Source organism: Amphibiibacter pelophylacis, assembly GCF_037688875.1.
Lineage (GTDB): Bacteria > Pseudomonadota > Gammaproteobacteria > Burkholderiales > Burkholderiaceae_C > Amphibiibacter > Amphibiibacter pelophylacis.
The window spans coordinates 108,757-123,395 of the sequence record NZ_JAWDIE010000003.1 but is presented as its reverse complement, the minus strand read 5'-3'; the positions used below and the strand labels follow the sequence as shown (position 1 = coordinate 123,395).

The following is a 14,639-nucleotide window of genomic DNA, read 5'->3' as shown; positions in this document are numbered from 1 at the left end:
GCCCTGTCCAGAGCAGTCCCGACAAGACCCACAACAGCCCCGAGGGAGACCCATGTCCGAGCGCACCCCCAACCCAGCCGACGTGACCTTTGCCAGCGCCAGCCTGGCGCAGTGGCAGCAGGCGGCGGCCAAATCCGCGCCGGGCGGCGATGTGTCGGCCCTGAACTGGATCACGCCCGAGGGCCTGACAGTCAAGCCGCTGTACACCGCTGCCGACACGGCCGGTCTGCCGCACGCCGACACGCTGCCGGGTTTCGAGCCCTTTCTGCGCGGTCCGCAAGCCACCATGTACGCGGTGCGCCCCTGGACCATCCGCCAGTACGCGGGCTTTTCGACGGCTGAAGCCTCCAACGCCTTCTACCGCAAGGCGCTGGCGGCGGGCGGGCAGGGCGTCAGCGTCGCGTTTGATCTGGCCACGCACCGGGGCTACGACAGCGACCACCCGCGCGTGACGGGCGACGTGGGCAAGGCGGGCGTGGCCATCGATTCGGTCGAGGACATGAAAATCCTCTTCGACCAGATTCCGCTGGACAAGGTCTCGGTGTCCATGACCATGAATGGCGCCGTGCTGCCCGTGCTGGCGGGCTATGTCGTCGCGGCCGAAGAGCAGGGCGTGGCGCAGGACCAGCTGTCGGGCACCATCCAGAACGACATCCTGAAAGAGTTCATGGTGCGCAACACCTACATCTACGGCCCCGAGCCGTCGATGCGCATCATTGGCGACATCATCGAGTACACGGCGCAGAAAATGCCCCGCTTCAACTCGATCAGCATCAGCGGCTACCACATGCAGGAGGCGGGCGCCAACCAGGCGCTGGAGCTGGCTTTCACCCTGGCCGACGGCAAGGAGTACGTGAAAACCGCGCTGGCCAAAGGCCTGGACGTGGACGATTTCGCCGGGCGCCTGTCCTTTTTCTGGGCGATCGGCATGAATTTCTATCTGGAAATCGCCAAGATGCGCGCCGCGCGCGTGCTGTGGTGCCGCATCATGAAAGGCTTCAACGCCCAAAAGCCCAAGAGCCTGATGCTGCGCACCCACTGCCAGACCAGCGGCTGGAGCCTGACCGAGCAGGACCCTTACAACAACGTCGTGCGCACCACCATCGAGGCCATGGCGGCGGTGTTTGGCGGCACGCAGTCGCTGCACACCAATTCGTTTGACGAGGCCATTGCGCTGCCCACAGAAACCAGCGCCCGCATCGCGCGCAACACGCAGCTCATCATCCAGGAAGAAACCAGCATCACCCGCGTGATCGACCCCTGGGCGGGCAGCTACATGATGGAGTCGCTGACGCAGGACATGATCGACAAGGCGCAGTCCATCCTGGACGAGGTCGAAGCCATGGGCGGCATGACCAAAGCCGTCGATTCGGGCTGGGCCAAGCTGCGCATCGAGGCCAGCGCGGCCGAAAAGCAGGCGCGCATCGATTCGGGCACGGACGTGATCGTTGGCGTCAACAAATACCGCCTGGCCAAAGAAGACCCGATCGACATCCTGGAGGTGGACAATGTCCAGGTGCGCGAGGCCCAACTGGCGCGTCTGGCGCAGGTTCGTGCCGCGCGCGACGCGGGCGCCGTGAGCGCCGCGCTGCAGGCGCTGACGGACGCCGCACACAGCGGGCAGGGGAATCTGCTCGGGCTGGCCATCCAGGCCATGCGCGTGCGCGCCACGGTGGGCGAGGTGTCGGACGCGCTGGAAAAAGTCTGGGGCCGCCACCGCGCCGACATCCAGAAAGTCACCGGCGTTTACGCCGCCGCCTACGACAGCGCCGAAGGCTGGGCGCAACTGCAGGGCGAAATCGACGCCTTCGCGCAGCAGCAGGGCCGCCGTCCGCGCGTGATGATCGCCAAGCTGGGCCAGGACGGCCACGACCGGGGCGCCAAGGTGGTCGCCACCGCCTTCGCCGACCTGGGCTTTGACGTGGACATCGGGCCGCTCTTCCAGACGCCCGAGGAATGCGCCCGGCAGGCCATCGAAAACGACGTGCACGCCGTGGGCATTTCCACGCTGGCGGCCGGGCACAAGACGCTGGTCCCGGCCATCATTGCCGCCTTGCGCGAGCAGGGCGCCGACGACATCATCGTTTTCGTGGGCGGCGTGGTGCCCGCGCAGGATTACGGTTTTCTGTATGACGCGGGCGTCAAGGGCATTTACGGCCCGGGCACGCCCATCCCGGCCAGCGCCAAAGATGTGCTGGAGCAGATTCGCCAGGCCGTGAACGGAGCCCCCGCATGACGACGCCAGACCCCGCAGACACGCTGACCCACTTCGATGCCAGCGGCCAAGCGCACATGGTCGATGTCGGCGCCAAGACGCCGACCGAGCGTCTGGCGCGCGCGCGCGGCCGCATCCTGATGCAGGCCGCGACCCTGGAGCGCGTGCGCGAAGGCAGCAGCGCCAAGGGCGACGTGCTGGGCGTGGCGCGCCTGGCGGGCATCATGGCCGCCAAAAAGTGCGGCGACCTGATCCCGCTGTGCCACCCGCTGCCGCTGACCCACGTGCGCGTGGGCTTCACGCTGCAGGACGATCCGCCCGCCGTGCTGTGCGAAGCCGTCGCGCAGACCGAAGGCAAGACCGGTGTCGAAATGGAAGCCCTCACCGCCGTCAGCGTGGCGCTGCTCACCGTCTACGACATGTGCAAAGCCGTCGACAAAGGCATGGTGATGGACGGCATTGCGCTGCTGGAAAAGCGGGGCGGGAAGAGCGGGCATTGGCTGCGCGAGGGGGAAGTGCCGCTGTGAACCAGTCGGCCCTCCTGCAGGCCATCCAGGCCGGTGTGCCTGACCTGATGGCGGTTTACGCCTTTGGCAGCCGCATCCAGGGCACGGCCCGCCCGGACAGCGATCTGGATCTGGCCGTACTGGTCGCCGGTTACGCCGACCCGCTGCTGCTGTTTGATCTGGCCGGATCGCTGGCCGATGTGGCGGGATGCCCGGTCGATCTGCTGGATATCCGCGCCGCATCCACGGTGATGCAGCACCAGATCCTGACCCAGGGCGAGCGCTGGTGGGCGCTGGACGTGCGCGCAGGCCTTTTCGAGGCGGCGATGCTCAGCGAGAAAACTGCACTCGACACCGCCCGTGCGGGCCTGCTGGACGATATCCGGCGAACGGGGCGGGTGTATGGCGGATGACGTCCTGATCAACAAGACGGCCAGCATCGAGCGCTGCGTGGCCGCCTTGGACATGGGCCAGCACCTGATTCGCCGCGACAAGCTGGGTGTGCCGCAAAGCGCCCGTGACGTGTTTGCGCTGCTGGAGCAGGCGGGCGTGATCACCGCGCCGCTGGCCGAAGGTCTCAAGCGCATGGTGGGCTTTCGCAACATCGCGGTGCACGACTATCAGATCCTGCAGCTGCCCATCACCGTGCGCATCATCACTGCGCATCTGGATGAATTCCTTCAGTACAGCCAGGCGCTTGTGCAGCGCGGTACGGCGCGAAGGGACTGACCGGGGCTCTCACCCCTTCGTCGCCCCCATGGTCAGGCCCGCGATGAACTGCTTTTGCATCAGGAAGAAAATCAGCACCGGGGGCAGCGCGGCCAGGATGGCCCCGGCGGAGACCAGATTCCAGCGCGCCACCCACTGGCCGTTGAGCGAGCGCAGACCGCCCGTGATCGGCATGGACTGATCGCCATTGACCAGCACCGTCGCCCAGAAGTAATCGTTCCAGATGAAGGTGAAAATCAGTACCGACAGCGCAGCCAGCGCGGGCATGACCAGCGGCAGAACGACTTTGCGGTAGATCTGGAACTCGGTGGCGCCCTCGATGCGTGCGGCTTCGATCAGCTCGAAGGGCAGCTCGCGGATGAAGTTGCGCATGAAAAAGGTGCAAAACCCCGTCTGGAAGGCGATGTGGAACAGCACCAGCCCCGTCACCGTGTCGTACAGCCCGAGATGCAGGCTGAAATCGCGCACCGGCACCATCAGGATCTGGAAGGGCACGAAGTTGCCGCCCACAAACAGGAAGAACACCAGCAGGTTGGCCTTGAAGCGGTACACGCCCAGGGCGAAGCCCGACAGGCTGCTCAGGGCCAGCGCGCCGATGACCACCGGCACGGTGATGCGAAAGCTGTTCCAGATGTACTGCAGCGTGGGCGTGTTGTTGAACACGCTGGCGAAGTTGTCGCCGTAGTGCCAGGTTGGCCAGCCCCAGAAATTGCCAGCGGCCAGATCGGCCTCGCTGCGCCCGGCGGTCAGCGCCACCGCCAGCAGCGGCAGCAGCCAGACCAGCAGGCTCAGGGGCAGGACGATGCGGTACAGCCAGCGGGTGGCGGGGCGCGTCTGCGCGATCGGGGTGGGAAACATGGTCAGTCCAGATCTTTTTCCTGGCGGTAAATGCGCCACAGCACAAACAGGATGTACACCAGCATGATGGCGAACAGCACGGTCGCCACGGCCGAGCCGTAACCCATGCGGTAGCCGTATTCGCTCAGCGCCACCTCGTACATGTAATAGGCCAGCACGCGCGACTGACCGTAAGGGCCACCCGCCGTCATGATCGAGACCATGTCAAAGCTGCGCAGCGAGCCCACCACCGTCACCACGATGGCGATGAAGGTCGCCGAGCGCAGCTGCGGCAGGATGACGTGCCACAGCATGGTCCAGCCCTTGGCGCCTTCCAGCCGCGCCGCTTCGATCAGGTCGGAGCGCACGTTGTTCAGGCCGGTCAGGTAGAGAATCATGCAGTAGGCGATCTGCGGGTACAGCGCCGCCGCGACCAGGCTGTAAGTGACCAGATCGGGGCTGGACAGCAGCGCCACCGGCTGCAGGCCGACCGCCTTGAACAGCTCGGCCAGCAGGCCAAAACTGGGGTTGTAAAACCAGATGAAAATCATCCCGATGACCACCTGCGAGATGACAAAGGGAAAGAAAAACAGCGATTTGACCAGCCGGATCGCGAACACCGTCTGGTTCAGAAAGAGCGCCAGCGCCAGGCCCAGCGGCACCGCCAGGCCAAAACCGACCAGCCAGATCAGGTTGTTGCGCAGCGAGGTCCAGAAATCCGGGTCCTGCCACAGCTCGCGGTAGTTGGCCAGGCCAATGAAGGTCTTGTCGCCCAGTCCGTCCCAGTCGTAGAGGCTGAGCCACAGCGATTCGCAGATGGGCCACAGCACGTACAGGGTGAAAACGACCAGCGCCGGGATGAGAAACAGCCAGGGCGCCAGTCGGCGCTGGTGGCGCAACCACCAGCGGGTGCTTGAAACAGTCATGATCGGCTTTCCAGGCCGGTCCGCGCTCCCGCAGGGGCGCAGACCGGGCCGCCAGGGGTTGCTTTACTTGTAGACGCGCTGGCGCAGCTGCTCCAGACGCTTGAGCACCTCGTCGCGGCTGGATGGGTCGATCATGTAGCGCTGGAAGCCCTCCATGCCGCCCTTGGCCATCTCAGCCGGTGCGTCGCGGTCGTAAAACTGCGCCAGGCCCGCCGATGCGCCCAGCATCTTGAAGCCGTCCTGCAGGAAGACATCGTTGCCGACCTTGCTCTTCACGTTGATGGGCAGCTGCAGCAGGATGTTGTTGACCTCGGTCTGCACCTCGGGCTTGGCCATATAGGCCAGGAAGCGCTTGGCATCGACCTTGTTTTTGGCCTTGGCCGGGATGTGGGCCGTGTCGGTCGGCGCGTCTTCGGCCAGTGGCACATTGCCGATTTTCGGGAACTGGAAGAAGCCCAGACTGGCGTCGGTCATGCCCGCTTTTTTCAGCGGATCAACGATGAAGTTGCCCAGCAGGAACATGGCGGTTTCGCCCTTGACCAGCGAGGGCAGGGCGTCCTGCCAGTCAAAGCTGCTGTGGTTGGCCAGGAAGTAGCCGGGCTTGGTCAGCTGGTCCCAGTGGTCGAAAACCGCCTGGACGCGCTTGTCGGTGTAAGGGATCTTGCCCGCCGTGAGGTCCATGTGGAACTGGTGGCCGTTGGTGCGCAGGTCGAGGTAATCAAACCAGCCGCCCGTGGGCCACAGCGCCTTGCTGCCGATGGCAAACGGCGTCACGCCCCCGGCCTTGAGCTTGGCGCAGGCGGCCAGCAGCTCTTCCCAGGTCTTGGGCACGGCGATGCTGTACTTCTTGAACACGTCCTTGTTGTAGTAGATGCCCCACTGGTAATAGGTGTAGGGGATGCCCCACTGCTTGCCGTCGATCGTCATGGCGTTCAGCGCGGGCTTGAGCTGGGTCTTGAGATCGTTCTGGGTCCAGACGTCGGACACGTCCTCGAACAGCTTGGCCTTGACGAAGGGCGCCATGCGGTTGCCCGCGTACCAGGTGACGATGTCGGGCGGGTTGGCCGTCAGGAAGTTGCGGATCGAGGTTTTGAAGCCCTCGTGATCCAGCGTGTTGATCTTGACAGTGACATCGGGGTTGGCCTTCATGAAGCCGTTGGCCATGGCTTCCCAGGCCGCTTTGGGCGCCGGGTCGGAGGCGTCGGTGTTGATCACCAGGGTGCCGGCCTGGGCTGCCCAGCTGGCACAGGCCAGCGCGGCCAGCGCCAGGGGCTGGCGCAGGAACTTGAAGCAGTTGGATGTCATGTCGGTCTCCGGGGGTTGTGGTTTGGGGAACGGAAAAAACTCAGGATGTCGGGGTCAGCGGCTGCGCCACAGCGCCAGACCGCGCGGGGGCAGGGTGACGCCGCCCAGCAGCACATCGCTGCCGGGGGCGATGTCGATATTGGCCGGGCTGTCGTCCAGGTTGACCGCCAGGTGCAGATCGCCCCAGCGGCTGATGCGCACGCCGTCGCCCAGCGGCTGCACGGCCAGGCCCGTCAGACCCTCCAGCGAGGCCAGCGCGCCCAGCAGGCGCGGCCAGTCGGCGCCCGCCAGCCAGGTGGCCAGGTAGTAAACGCGGCCGCTGCCGATGCTGTGGGCCGTGAGCGCCGCACTGCCGTCGTCAAAGCGGACGAGCGCCGTGGTGTTTTCGGCCAGCAGCAGGCTTTCCTGCCAGCGCTGGCCGCTCAAGTCTTGCGGAATCCCGGCGCGGACCGAGTCGGGCGCCGTGCGCAGCGCCAGCGGCCAGGCGGCGGGCGTCGAGGCCACACGCTGCACGCGCACACCGGCCAGATCAGCCAGCGGCCCGGGCGGCAGGCCGTACGGAATCTGAAAATCTGCCGTCTTGCTGCCCGTGCGCGGCAGCAGCAGCAGGCGGGCGCCGCGCTGGGCGGCCTGCGTCAGGCGCACCGTGCGGGCTTCGTCCAGCGACCACAGCGCCCCGGCGATGATGAGCGGATAGCCGTCCAGCGCCGCGTCCGGCCCGACGATGTCCACATCCAGCGCCAGCGAGCGCAGCGCGCTGTACACGCGAAAGACCAGCTCCAGCAGATCAAAATCGCGCCCCTGAGGCTGGATCTGTGCCATCCACAGCGCGTCGTAATCGACCACCAGCGCCACGCGCTGCGCCGTGGCCTGGGCGTGCGTGGCGTCATCCTGCGCGCCAAGCGGCACACCGGCGGCGAGCACCCGGGCGAGTTCCTGCGCGGTCTGGCGGGCTTCGATCGCGCCCTGGTCGTCGCTGCTGTCCGGGCGCAGCAGGCCCGCGTGCATCTGTTCCTGCGCGAAAGGCGCCTGGCGCCAGCGGAAGTAGCTGACCAGCTCGGCGCCGTGCGCCAGCGCCTGCCAGCTCCACAGCCGAACCATGCCGGGGTGGGGCGCGGGGTTCCAGTGCGCCCAGTTCACCGGGCCGGGCTGCTGTTCCATGATGCCCCAGCGGCGGCTGGCGCACAGGCCGCGGTACAGGTCGTAGTGAAAGCCGGGAATATCGGGGTGTCCGGTGCGCGCCCAGCGGCGCTTCTCAGCCTCGTCCAGGAAGAACATCTGGGTGAAGCCCAGCGGATAGCTGTCCAGCGTGGCCCAGTCCAGGTCGCGGGCGACGCGGTGGTGATCGAACTCGGTGAAGAATCCCATGAAGTTGTGCGTCACCGGGCGGCCGGGCGAGCACTCGCGCAGGATGTCCACCTGCTCGCGGTTGAAGGCCGCGACCTGGTCGGAACTGAAGCGCCGCCAGTCCAGCACGGCGGACGGGTTGGCCTCGGTCACGGTCTGCAGCGGCGGCTGGATGTCGTCGAAGGACGCCACCGCCATGCTCCAGAAGGCGGTGCCCCAGGCCTGGTTCAGCGCTTCAATGCGGGTGTAGCGCTGGCGCAGCCACTCGCGGAAAGCGGCTTTGGCGTCCTGCGACGCGCTCAGCACCGTGCTGTGGCAGCCGTACTCGTTGTCGGTCTGCCAGGCGACGACGGCCGGATGCTCGCCATAGCGCTGGGCGATGGCGCGGGTGATGCGCTGCGATTCCTGGCGGTAGCGCTGGCTGGAAAAGCAGTAGTGGCGGCGCGAACCAAACTGGCGCGGAGCGCCGCGCTCGTCCAGCGCCAGGATGTCGGGGTGGGCCTGAACCAGCCACAGCGGCGGCGTAGCCGTGGGCGTGCACAGGATGATGCCCAGGCCTTCTGCGTGCAGGGTGGCGATGGCCTGATCCAGCCAGGCCCAGTCAAACTGGCCGGGGCGGGGCTCGATCTGCGCCCAGGCGAACTCGGCCAGCCGCACCCGCTTCAGCCCCATCTGCGCCATGCGCTGGGCGTCGGATTCCCACCAGGCGGTGGGCCACTGCTCGGGGTAGTAGCACACCCCGAGAACAGGCGGGGCGGTGGGTGCGGGGCTAGCGGTCATGGTCTTTGCGATGGGGCCAAACAGGTCTGCATGGGATGAGATAATTATTAGCGTCATTTGTGCTAATAAAATCAGTGAATTCCCTGGGTTCAAAGCAGAGGAGAATTCTGGCCACAATCGGGCCCTGAAAATATCAGCCCATACAGACGATAATTATTGTCCAGTTGCTGCATTTAATTTTCAGATTAATTCGATATTCGATAAATATTTTCATTTCCGTCACCGACGTTCGACTGGATCCCCCATGGCGCCCCCCGTTCCTGCCAGCCCTGTTCCCGCCAGCCCGCCAGCCCCTGCCGTGCGGCCGACGATGACCGACGTGGCCAAGGCGGCCGGCGTGTCGCAGTCCACGGTGTCCATGGTGCTGAACAACAACACCAGCGCGCGGCTGTCGGCGACGACGCGCCAGCGCGTGCTGCGCGAGGCGCGCAAGCTGGGCTACGCCCTGCCGCAGCGCCAGGGGGCCCGCGCCGAGCCCGAAACGGCCGCGCGGCGCAACGTCATTGCCTATCTGGTGGACGAGATTTCCACCAGCCCGCACCCTGTGGTCAACATCGACGGGGCGGTGGCGGCGGCGCGGGACCGCGATCTCATCGTCCAGGTCAGCGTCACGCACGGCGATGCCGCGCTGGAAAAAGAGCTGATCGCCGCCCACTTGGCGCACCCGCAGCTGCTGGGCTTTGTCTATTCGGCGATTTTCACGCGCGCGGTGCAGGTGCCCGAGGCGCTGCTGGCCTGGCCCACCGTGCTGCTCAACTGCCACGACGACCGCCACCGCCTGCCCACCGTGGTGCCCGGCGAGCTGGCCGGTGGCCACACCGCCACCGAGCACCTGATCCGCCAGGGCCACCAGCGCATCGCCTTCATCAACGGCGAACCGTGGATGGAAGCGGCCAAAGACCGCCTCAAAGGTTACCGCCGCGCGCTGGCCACTGCCGATCTGCCCTTCGACCCTGAACTGGTCCGCGATGGCGACTGGATGTCCGGCACCGGCTACGAAGCCACGCTCTCGCTGATGGCGCTGCCGCGACCGCCCAGCGCCATTTTCTGCGCCAACGACCTGATGGCCATCGGCGCCCTGGAGGCCGTGCGCTCGCTGGGCCTGGCCGTGCCGCAGGACGTGTCCGTCATGGGCTACGACGATCAGGAAATCTCCCGCCACACCCACCCGCCGCTGACCACCGTGGTGCTGCCCAACTTCGAGATGGGCCACTGCGCCGTCGAAACCCTGCTGGAAGAAGTCCAGGCCCGCGCCAGCCAGGGCGAGGGCGCCCGCCCGCTGCTGAAAATCGAGTGCCCGCTGGTGCAGCGGCAGAGTGTGGCGGGGGTGTAATCAGGATCAGAAAGCAGGCATTATGTAGCAACTAAACCAAATATTGTTTCTATCGTCCATCTGCGCTAAACTCCTGCGCAGACAGGACACCCCATGAGCCAGACCCCAAACCAGCCCGTTTCCGACGCCACAGACTTTGCGTCTGCCGCCCCCCCCGAGGACGAAGCGCACGACCGCAGCCGCCTGGCGGTCATGGTGATGACGCTGCTAGACCACTGGCAGATCAGCACCGAGGCGCAGGCCAACCTGCTGGGACTCGCGCCGGGCAACCGGGCGGCGCTGGCGCGTTACCGGCGAGGCGAGCCCATCGGCTCCGGGCGCGACCAGCAGGATCGCGTGGGCCACCTGCTGGCCATCCACAAAAATCTGCGCCTGCTGTTTCCGCACGACCGCGCACTGGCCTACGGCTGGATGTCGCGGCCCAACCGCGCTTTCGATCAGCGCACGCCCGTTGATCTGATCTGCGATCTGGGTTTTGCCGGGCTGCTGGCGGTGCGCGGCTACCTGGACCGGGCGCGGGGCCGCTAATGGGCGTGCTCGACGGCGCCAGCCTGTGCGATCTGGATCAGGATCTGGCGCGCAACATCGTGTCGCTGCGCGAATCGCAGGACTTGTTCGACGACCTCAGCGACAGCCCCGCCGACTGGCGCATCGCCCAGCAGGCCGAGCACCAGGCGCGGCCGCGCAGCCATGTCTCGCCGCAGCCTGTCATCCACCGGCCCTTCGAGGAAGCGGCCTGGATGGGCGCGGTGCAGTGGCCCTTCGATCACCCCGGCGCCAGCCGCTTTTCGGACGGGCAGTTTGGCGTATGGTACGGCTCGGACACCGTCGAGACCACAATCTACGAAACCGTCCACCACTGGGCGAACGGCTTTCTGGCCGACGCGGGGCTGCAGCAGCACAGCGTGCAGGCCGAGCGCAAGGTCTACCTGGTGCGCTGCACAGCGCTGCTGGCCGACCTGCGCCGCACGGCCGAGCCCGGGCTCGGCATTCTGGACCGGCGGGATTATTCGCTATCGCAGGCGCTGGGCGCGCGACTGCACCGCGAAGGACACCCGGGCCTGCTGGTGCGCTCGGCGCGCCGCAGCGCGGCCTGGAACAGCGGCTGGAACGCCGCCATCCTGCATCCGGATCGGCTCTCAGACCCGCGCGTGGCCTGCTTCCTGAGCTATCAGCTCGACGGTGGCCGCGTCACCGTAACGCGCGGTCGGGACAGCGCACCCTGGGTGCTCGACCTGGGCGATCTTCCTGGATGAAGCCGGTTCAGCTTTTCTCGCGCAGACGCTCGATCAGCACCGAGGTGTCGCTGCGGCCCAGGCCCTCGCGGCGCAGTTCGCTGTAGAACTGGTCGACCAGCGCGGTGACGGGCAGGGTGGCGCCATTGCGGCGCGCTTCCTGCAGGACCAGGCCCAGATCCTTGGCCATCCAGTCGATGGCGAAGCCGAAATCGAACCGGCCGTCGATCATGGTGTGGGCGCGGTTGTTCATCTGCCAGCTCTGCGCAGCGCCCTGGCTGATCACGTCGATGACCTGGTGCATGGGCAGCCCGGCGCGCTCGCCAAAAGAGATGGCTTCGGCCAGGCCCTGCAGCAGCCCGGCGATGGCGATCTGGTTGACCATTTTGGCCTTCTGGCCACTGCCGCAATCGCCCAGGCGCGTGACGGCTCGGGCGTAAGCGGCCATGACGGGCTGCGCGGCGGAGAAGTCGTCTTGCGACCCGCCGCACATGATGGTGAGCTGGCCGTTTTCGGCGCCCGCCTGGCCGCCCGATACCGGGGCATCGACAAAGCCCACGCCGCGCTCCTGGCAGCGCGCGTGAAGCTCCTGAGCCAGCTCGACCGAGGCGGTGGTGTGATCGACCAGCACGCTGCCCGGCGCGATGCCGGCCAGCAGACCGCTGTCGCCATAAACCACGGCGCGCACGTCGTCGTCGTTGCCCAGGCACATCAGCACCACGCGGGCGGTGCGGGCGGCGTCGGCGGGGGTGGCGGCACTCTGGCCCTGCGGGTGGGCCTGAACCCAGCGGCTGGCTTTTTCTGCGCTGCGGTTCCAGACGCTGACGCTGTGCCCGGCGCGCACCAGGTGCCCGGCCATGGGGAAGCCCATGACGCCCAGGCCCGCGAAGGCGACGGAAGTGGAAGCGGAGGTCGTGCTCATGGGGCAGGGTCTTTCAGGCGCGGGCCAGCTTGAACACCGCCAGGCTGGCACGCCAGTTGATGCCGTGGCGGATGACGCGGCCCCGGTCCAGGCCGAAGGCGTCGGTGATTTTCAGGCCGTTGCGCGTGGCCAGATGGCCGAAATCGGCGTAGGTGCCGACACGGATGTTGGGCGTGTCGTACCACTCGAAAGGCAGGCTTTTGCTGACGGGCATGCGCCCGCGCAGTACGCTCAGGCGGTGCGGCCAGTGCGCGAAGTTGGGGAAGCTGACGATGCCGGTGCGACCCACGCGGGCGATCTCGCGCAGCATGGCTTCGACGTTGCGCAGGCTCTGCAGCGTCTGCAGCTGCAGCACCACATCGAAAGTCTGGTCACCAAACATCTGCAAACCTTCTTCCAGATCGCGCTGCAGCACGGGCAGGCCCTGCTGCACGCAGGCCAGCACGTTGGCGTCATCCAGCTCGACCCCGTAGCCGCTGCACTGCCTGTCCTGCAGCAGGTGGCGCAGCAGATGGCCGGGGCCACAGCCCAGATCGAGCACGCGCGAGCCCCAGGGCACCAGGGTGGCGATGGCCGCCAGGTCGTCGGGCAGGGTGGACATGACGGGATTCATGCGGCGCTCCCGGCCGTGTTGCGGACAGCAGGCAGCGCCTGCGCGATCCGGCCGAAGTAGGCCGCGACCACGCCGTGGTAGCGCGCGTCGTCCAGCAGGAAGGCGTCGTGGCCGTGCGGCGCGTCGATTTCGGCGTAGCTGACGGTGTGGCGGTTGTCGACCAGCGCCTGGACGATCTCGCGCGAGCGCAGCGGCGAAAAGCGCCAGTCGGTGCTGAAGCTGATCACCAGGAACTGCGCCGTCGCGTGCGCGAAGGCTTTGGACAGATCGCCGCCGTGTTCGCGCGCCGGATCGAAATAATCCAGCGCCCGCGTGATCAGCAGGTAGGTGTTGGCGTCGAAATAGCCGCTGAACTTTTCGCCTTGGTGGCGCAGATAGCTTTCGACCTCGAACTCGATGTCCTGCGTGGTGTAGCCGTAGCTGGTGTCGCCTGCGCCGCCGGCCTTTCTGGCCAGACTGTCGCGGCGCGTGGTGCGGCCAAAGCGCGCTTCCATGCTGTCGTCGGACAGGTAGGTGATGTGCCCGATCATGCGCGCCACGCGCAGGCCGCGCTGCGGCACGACGCCATGGGCGTAGAAGTGGCCGCCGTGGAAATCGGGGTCGGTGATGATGGCGCGGCGCGCCACCTCGTTGAAAGCGATGTTCTGCGCCGACAGGCTGGGCGCGGTGGCCACGGCCACGCAGTGGCGCAGGCGCTGCGGGTACTGCAGCGACCAGGCCAGCGCCTGCATCCCGCCCAGGCTGCCGCCCAGCACAGCGGCCAGCTGGCGGATGCCCAGGTGATCGAGCAGCATCGCCTGGATCATCACCCAGTCTTCCACCGTCATCACCGGGAAATCGGCGCCGTAAGGCTGGCCGGTGGCCGGGTTGGTGTGCATGGGCCCGGTCGAGCCAAAACACGAGCCGGGGTTGTTCACGCCGATGACGAAAAAGCGCTGGGTGTCCACCGCTTTGCCCGGGCCGATCAGGTTGTCCCACCAGCCCGTCTGACCGGCGGCGTTGACCCCGGCGATGTGGTGGCTGGCGTTGAGCGCATGGCAAACCAGCACGGCGTTGCTGGCGTCGGCGTTCAGCTGCCCGTGCGTCTCGTAAACCAGTTCGATGGGGCCGACCGTCTGGCCGCTGCGCAAGGTGATGGGGCCGGGCAGGGTGAGGCGCTGCTCCGGCACCGCTTTGGCTGCTTCGGCCATCAGGGCTGCGGCGGCCGGGTGGCCTGGAAGCTGGGGCGCTGCGACAGTTTCTCCTGCAGGCGCACGAGCGACGGGTGGCGGCTGCGCCAGTCGAGGTCCGGGCAGCGCAACACCAGGTAATCGAGCGCACAGCCGGCCGTCACGTCGGCCATGGAGAAGTGCTGTCCGGTGCACCAGTTGCGCTCGCCCACGCGGTCGGCCAGCATGTCCAGCGCCGCGTTGATTTTGCCCATCTGGCGCTCGATCCAGGCGGGGCTGCGCTGGGCGTCGGTGCGGCCCTTCCAGTTCTTTTCCAGGAAGACTTTCACGGTGGCTTCCATGATGCCGTCGCACAGCGCCTCGAAAATGCGCACTTCCAGGCGCTCGCGGCCGCTGGGCGGAATCAGCTTGCCCACGGGCGAGAGCGTGTCCAGGTATTCGACGATGACGCGCGAATCAAAAACGGCTTCGCCGCCTTCCATGACCAGGCAGGGCACCTGACCCAAGGGGTTGATTTTGAGGATTTTGTCCTCGTTCCAGACGTCTTCCGGCACGAAGGTGCAATCCAGTTTTTTCTCGGCCAGCACCACGCGCACCTTGCGCACAAACGGGCTGGTCAGCGATCCCAACAGCTTCATGGTTCACTCATCCTGAGGTTGTATGATGGCGATTTTAGCCACGGACGTGGCCAGAATGAGACGGCGCCGGGCAGAAGTTTGCAT

The 14,639-nt window shown here is 66.6% G+C and carries 15 protein-coding genes; 7 read left to right on the top strand and 8 right to left on the bottom strand.

The window, feature by feature from the left end; all coding sequences use genetic code 11:
- The first annotated feature begins 52 nt into the window (after window positions 1–52).
- From scpA to hepT, 4 genes are read left to right on the top strand one after another with little or no spacing between them, the layout of a single operon-like run.
- Window positions 53–2,236: a methylmalonyl-CoA mutase gene (scpA, locus tag RV045_RS02765; protein WP_423234234.1), complete on the top strand. Its 2,184-nt coding sequence runs from the start codon at window positions 53–55 to the stop codon at window positions 2,234–2,236.
- Complete coding sequence (moaC, locus tag RV045_RS02760; protein ID WP_423234233.1) at window positions 2,233–2,742, top strand: cyclic pyranopterin monophosphate synthase MoaC; 510 nt, start codon at window positions 2,233–2,235, stop codon at window positions 2,740–2,742. Before scpA ends, moaC begins: the two co-directional genes overlap by 4 nt.
- Complete coding sequence (gene mntA, locus RV045_RS02755; RefSeq protein ID WP_423234232.1) at window positions 2,739–3,134, top strand: type VII toxin-antitoxin system MntA family adenylyltransferase antitoxin; 396 nt, start codon at window positions 2,739–2,741, stop codon at window positions 3,132–3,134. Before moaC ends, mntA begins: the two co-directional genes overlap by 4 nt.
- Window positions 3,124–3,450 carry a type VII toxin-antitoxin system HepT family RNase toxin gene (gene hepT, locus RV045_RS02750; protein WP_423234231.1) on the top strand — a complete coding sequence of 109 codons (327 nt, stop codon included), beginning with the start codon at window positions 3,124–3,126 and terminating at the stop codon, window positions 3,448–3,450. Before mntA ends, hepT begins: the two co-directional genes overlap by 11 nt.
- Before the next feature lie 9 nt (window positions 3,451–3,459).
- On the opposite strand, the gene RV045_RS02745 is transcribed toward hepT, so the two are convergent.
- From RV045_RS02745 to RV045_RS02730, 4 genes are all read right to left on the bottom strand, one after another.
- Entirely contained in the window at window positions 3,460–4,308 is an 849-nt protein-coding gene (locus RV045_RS02745) for a carbohydrate ABC transporter permease (RefSeq protein WP_423234230.1), read from the bottom strand.
- Between the two features lie 2 nt (window positions 4,309–4,310).
- A complete protein-coding gene (locus RV045_RS02740) occupies window positions 4,311–5,213 on the bottom strand; it encodes a carbohydrate ABC transporter permease (RefSeq protein WP_423234229.1) in 903 nt (300 codons plus the stop codon).
- Between the two features lie 63 nt (window positions 5,214–5,276).
- Window positions 5,277–6,518 carry an ABC transporter substrate-binding protein gene (locus RV045_RS02735; protein WP_423234228.1) on the bottom strand — a complete coding sequence of 414 codons (1,242 nt, stop codon included), beginning with the start codon at window positions 6,516–6,518 and terminating at the stop codon, window positions 5,277–5,279.
- Between the two features lie 54 nt (window positions 6,519–6,572).
- On the bottom strand, window positions 6,573–8,645 hold the full coding sequence (locus RV045_RS02730) for a beta-galactosidase (RefSeq protein ID WP_423234227.1): 2,073 nt from the start codon (window positions 8,643–8,645) through the stop codon (window positions 6,573–6,575).
- Window positions 8,646–8,955: 310 nt separating this feature from the next.
- Between RV045_RS02730 and RV045_RS02725 the strand changes: the two genes are divergently transcribed.
- The 3 genes from RV045_RS02725 to RV045_RS02715 all read left to right on the top strand — a co-directional run bounded on the left by RV045_RS02725 (window position 8,956) and on the right by RV045_RS02715 (window position 11,234).
- A complete protein-coding gene (locus RV045_RS02725; RefSeq protein ID WP_423234327.1) occupies window positions 8,956–9,978 on the top strand; it encodes a LacI family DNA-binding transcriptional regulator in 1,023 nt (340 codons plus the stop codon).
- A gap of 93 nt (window positions 9,979–10,071) precedes the next feature.
- Entirely contained in the window at window positions 10,072–10,506 is a 435-nt protein-coding gene (locus RV045_RS02720; protein ID WP_423234226.1) for an antitoxin Xre/MbcA/ParS toxin-binding domain-containing protein, read from the top strand.
- Entirely contained in the window at window positions 10,506–11,234 is a 729-nt protein-coding gene (locus tag RV045_RS02715; protein WP_423234225.1) for an RES family NAD+ phosphorylase, read from the top strand. The genes RV045_RS02720 and RV045_RS02715 overlap by 1 nt, the downstream gene beginning before the upstream one ends.
- Before the next feature lie 7 nt (window positions 11,235–11,241).
- On the opposite strand, the gene RV045_RS02710 is transcribed toward RV045_RS02715, so the two are convergent.
- Genes RV045_RS02710 through RV045_RS02695 form a run of 4 tightly spaced genes read right to left on the bottom strand, consistent with a single transcriptional unit; the run spans window position 11,242 to window position 14,555 of the window.
- Entirely contained in the window at window positions 11,242–12,135 is an 894-nt protein-coding gene (locus tag RV045_RS02710; protein WP_423234224.1) for an NAD(P)-dependent oxidoreductase, read from the bottom strand.
- A 13-nt stretch (window positions 12,136–12,148) separates the two neighbouring features.
- A complete protein-coding gene (gene metW, locus RV045_RS02705) occupies window positions 12,149–12,748 on the bottom strand; it encodes a methionine biosynthesis protein MetW (protein WP_423234223.1) in 600 nt (199 codons plus the stop codon).
- On the bottom strand, window positions 12,745–13,938 hold the full coding sequence (gene metX, locus RV045_RS02700) for a homoserine O-succinyltransferase MetX (protein WP_423234222.1): 1,194 nt from the start codon (window positions 13,936–13,938) through the stop codon (window positions 12,745–12,747). The genes metW and metX overlap by 4 nt, the downstream gene beginning before the upstream one ends.
- On the bottom strand, window positions 13,938–14,555 hold the full coding sequence (locus RV045_RS02695; RefSeq protein ID WP_423234221.1) for a glutathione S-transferase family protein: 618 nt from the start codon (window positions 14,553–14,555) through the stop codon (window positions 13,938–13,940). The genes metX and RV045_RS02695 overlap by 1 nt, the downstream gene beginning before the upstream one ends.
- Window positions 14,556–14,639: the final 84 nt, after the last annotated feature.

Coding starts and splice junctions, on each gene's coding strand:
- metW (WP_423234223.1), bottom strand. CDS start 12,748: ATGAATCCCGTCATGTCCACCCTGCCCGACGACCTGGCGGCCATCGCC.
- hepT (WP_423234231.1), top strand. CDS start 3,124: ATGGCGGATGACGTCCTGATCAACAAGACGGCCAGCATCGAGCGCTGC.
- scpA (WP_423234234.1), top strand. CDS start 53: ATGTCCGAGCGCACCCCCAACCCAGCCGACGTGACCTTTGCCAGCGCC.
- RV045_RS02725 (WP_423234327.1), top strand. CDS start 8,956: ATGACCGACGTGGCCAAGGCGGCCGGCGTGTCGCAGTCCACGGTGTCC.
- RV045_RS02745 (WP_423234230.1), bottom strand. CDS start 4,308: ATGTTTCCCACCCCGATCGCGCAGACGCGCCCCGCCACCCGCTGGCTG.
- metX (WP_423234222.1), bottom strand. CDS start 13,938: ATGGCCGAAGCAGCCAAAGCGGTGCCGGAGCAGCGCCTCACCCTGCCC.
- RV045_RS02720 (WP_423234226.1), top strand. CDS start 10,072: ATGAGCCAGACCCCAAACCAGCCCGTTTCCGACGCCACAGACTTTGCG.
- RV045_RS02695 (WP_423234221.1), bottom strand. CDS start 14,555: ATGAAGCTGTTGGGATCGCTGACCAGCCCGTTTGTGCGCAAGGTGCGC.
- moaC (WP_423234233.1), top strand. CDS start 2,233: ATGACGACGCCAGACCCCGCAGACACGCTGACCCACTTCGATGCCAGC.
- RV045_RS02710 (WP_423234224.1), bottom strand. CDS start 12,135: ATGAGCACGACCTCCGCTTCCACTTCCGTCGCCTTCGCGGGCCTGGGC.
- RV045_RS02730 (WP_423234227.1), bottom strand. CDS start 8,645: ATGACCGCTAGCCCCGCACCCACCGCCCCGCCTGTTCTCGGGGTGTGC.
- RV045_RS02715 (WP_423234225.1), top strand. CDS start 10,506: ATGGGCGTGCTCGACGGCGCCAGCCTGTGCGATCTGGATCAGGATCTG.
- RV045_RS02735 (WP_423234228.1), bottom strand. CDS start 6,518: ATGACATCCAACTGCTTCAAGTTCCTGCGCCAGCCCCTGGCGCTGGCC.
- RV045_RS02740 (WP_423234229.1), bottom strand. CDS start 5,213: ATGACTGTTTCAAGCACCCGCTGGTGGTTGCGCCACCAGCGCCGACTG.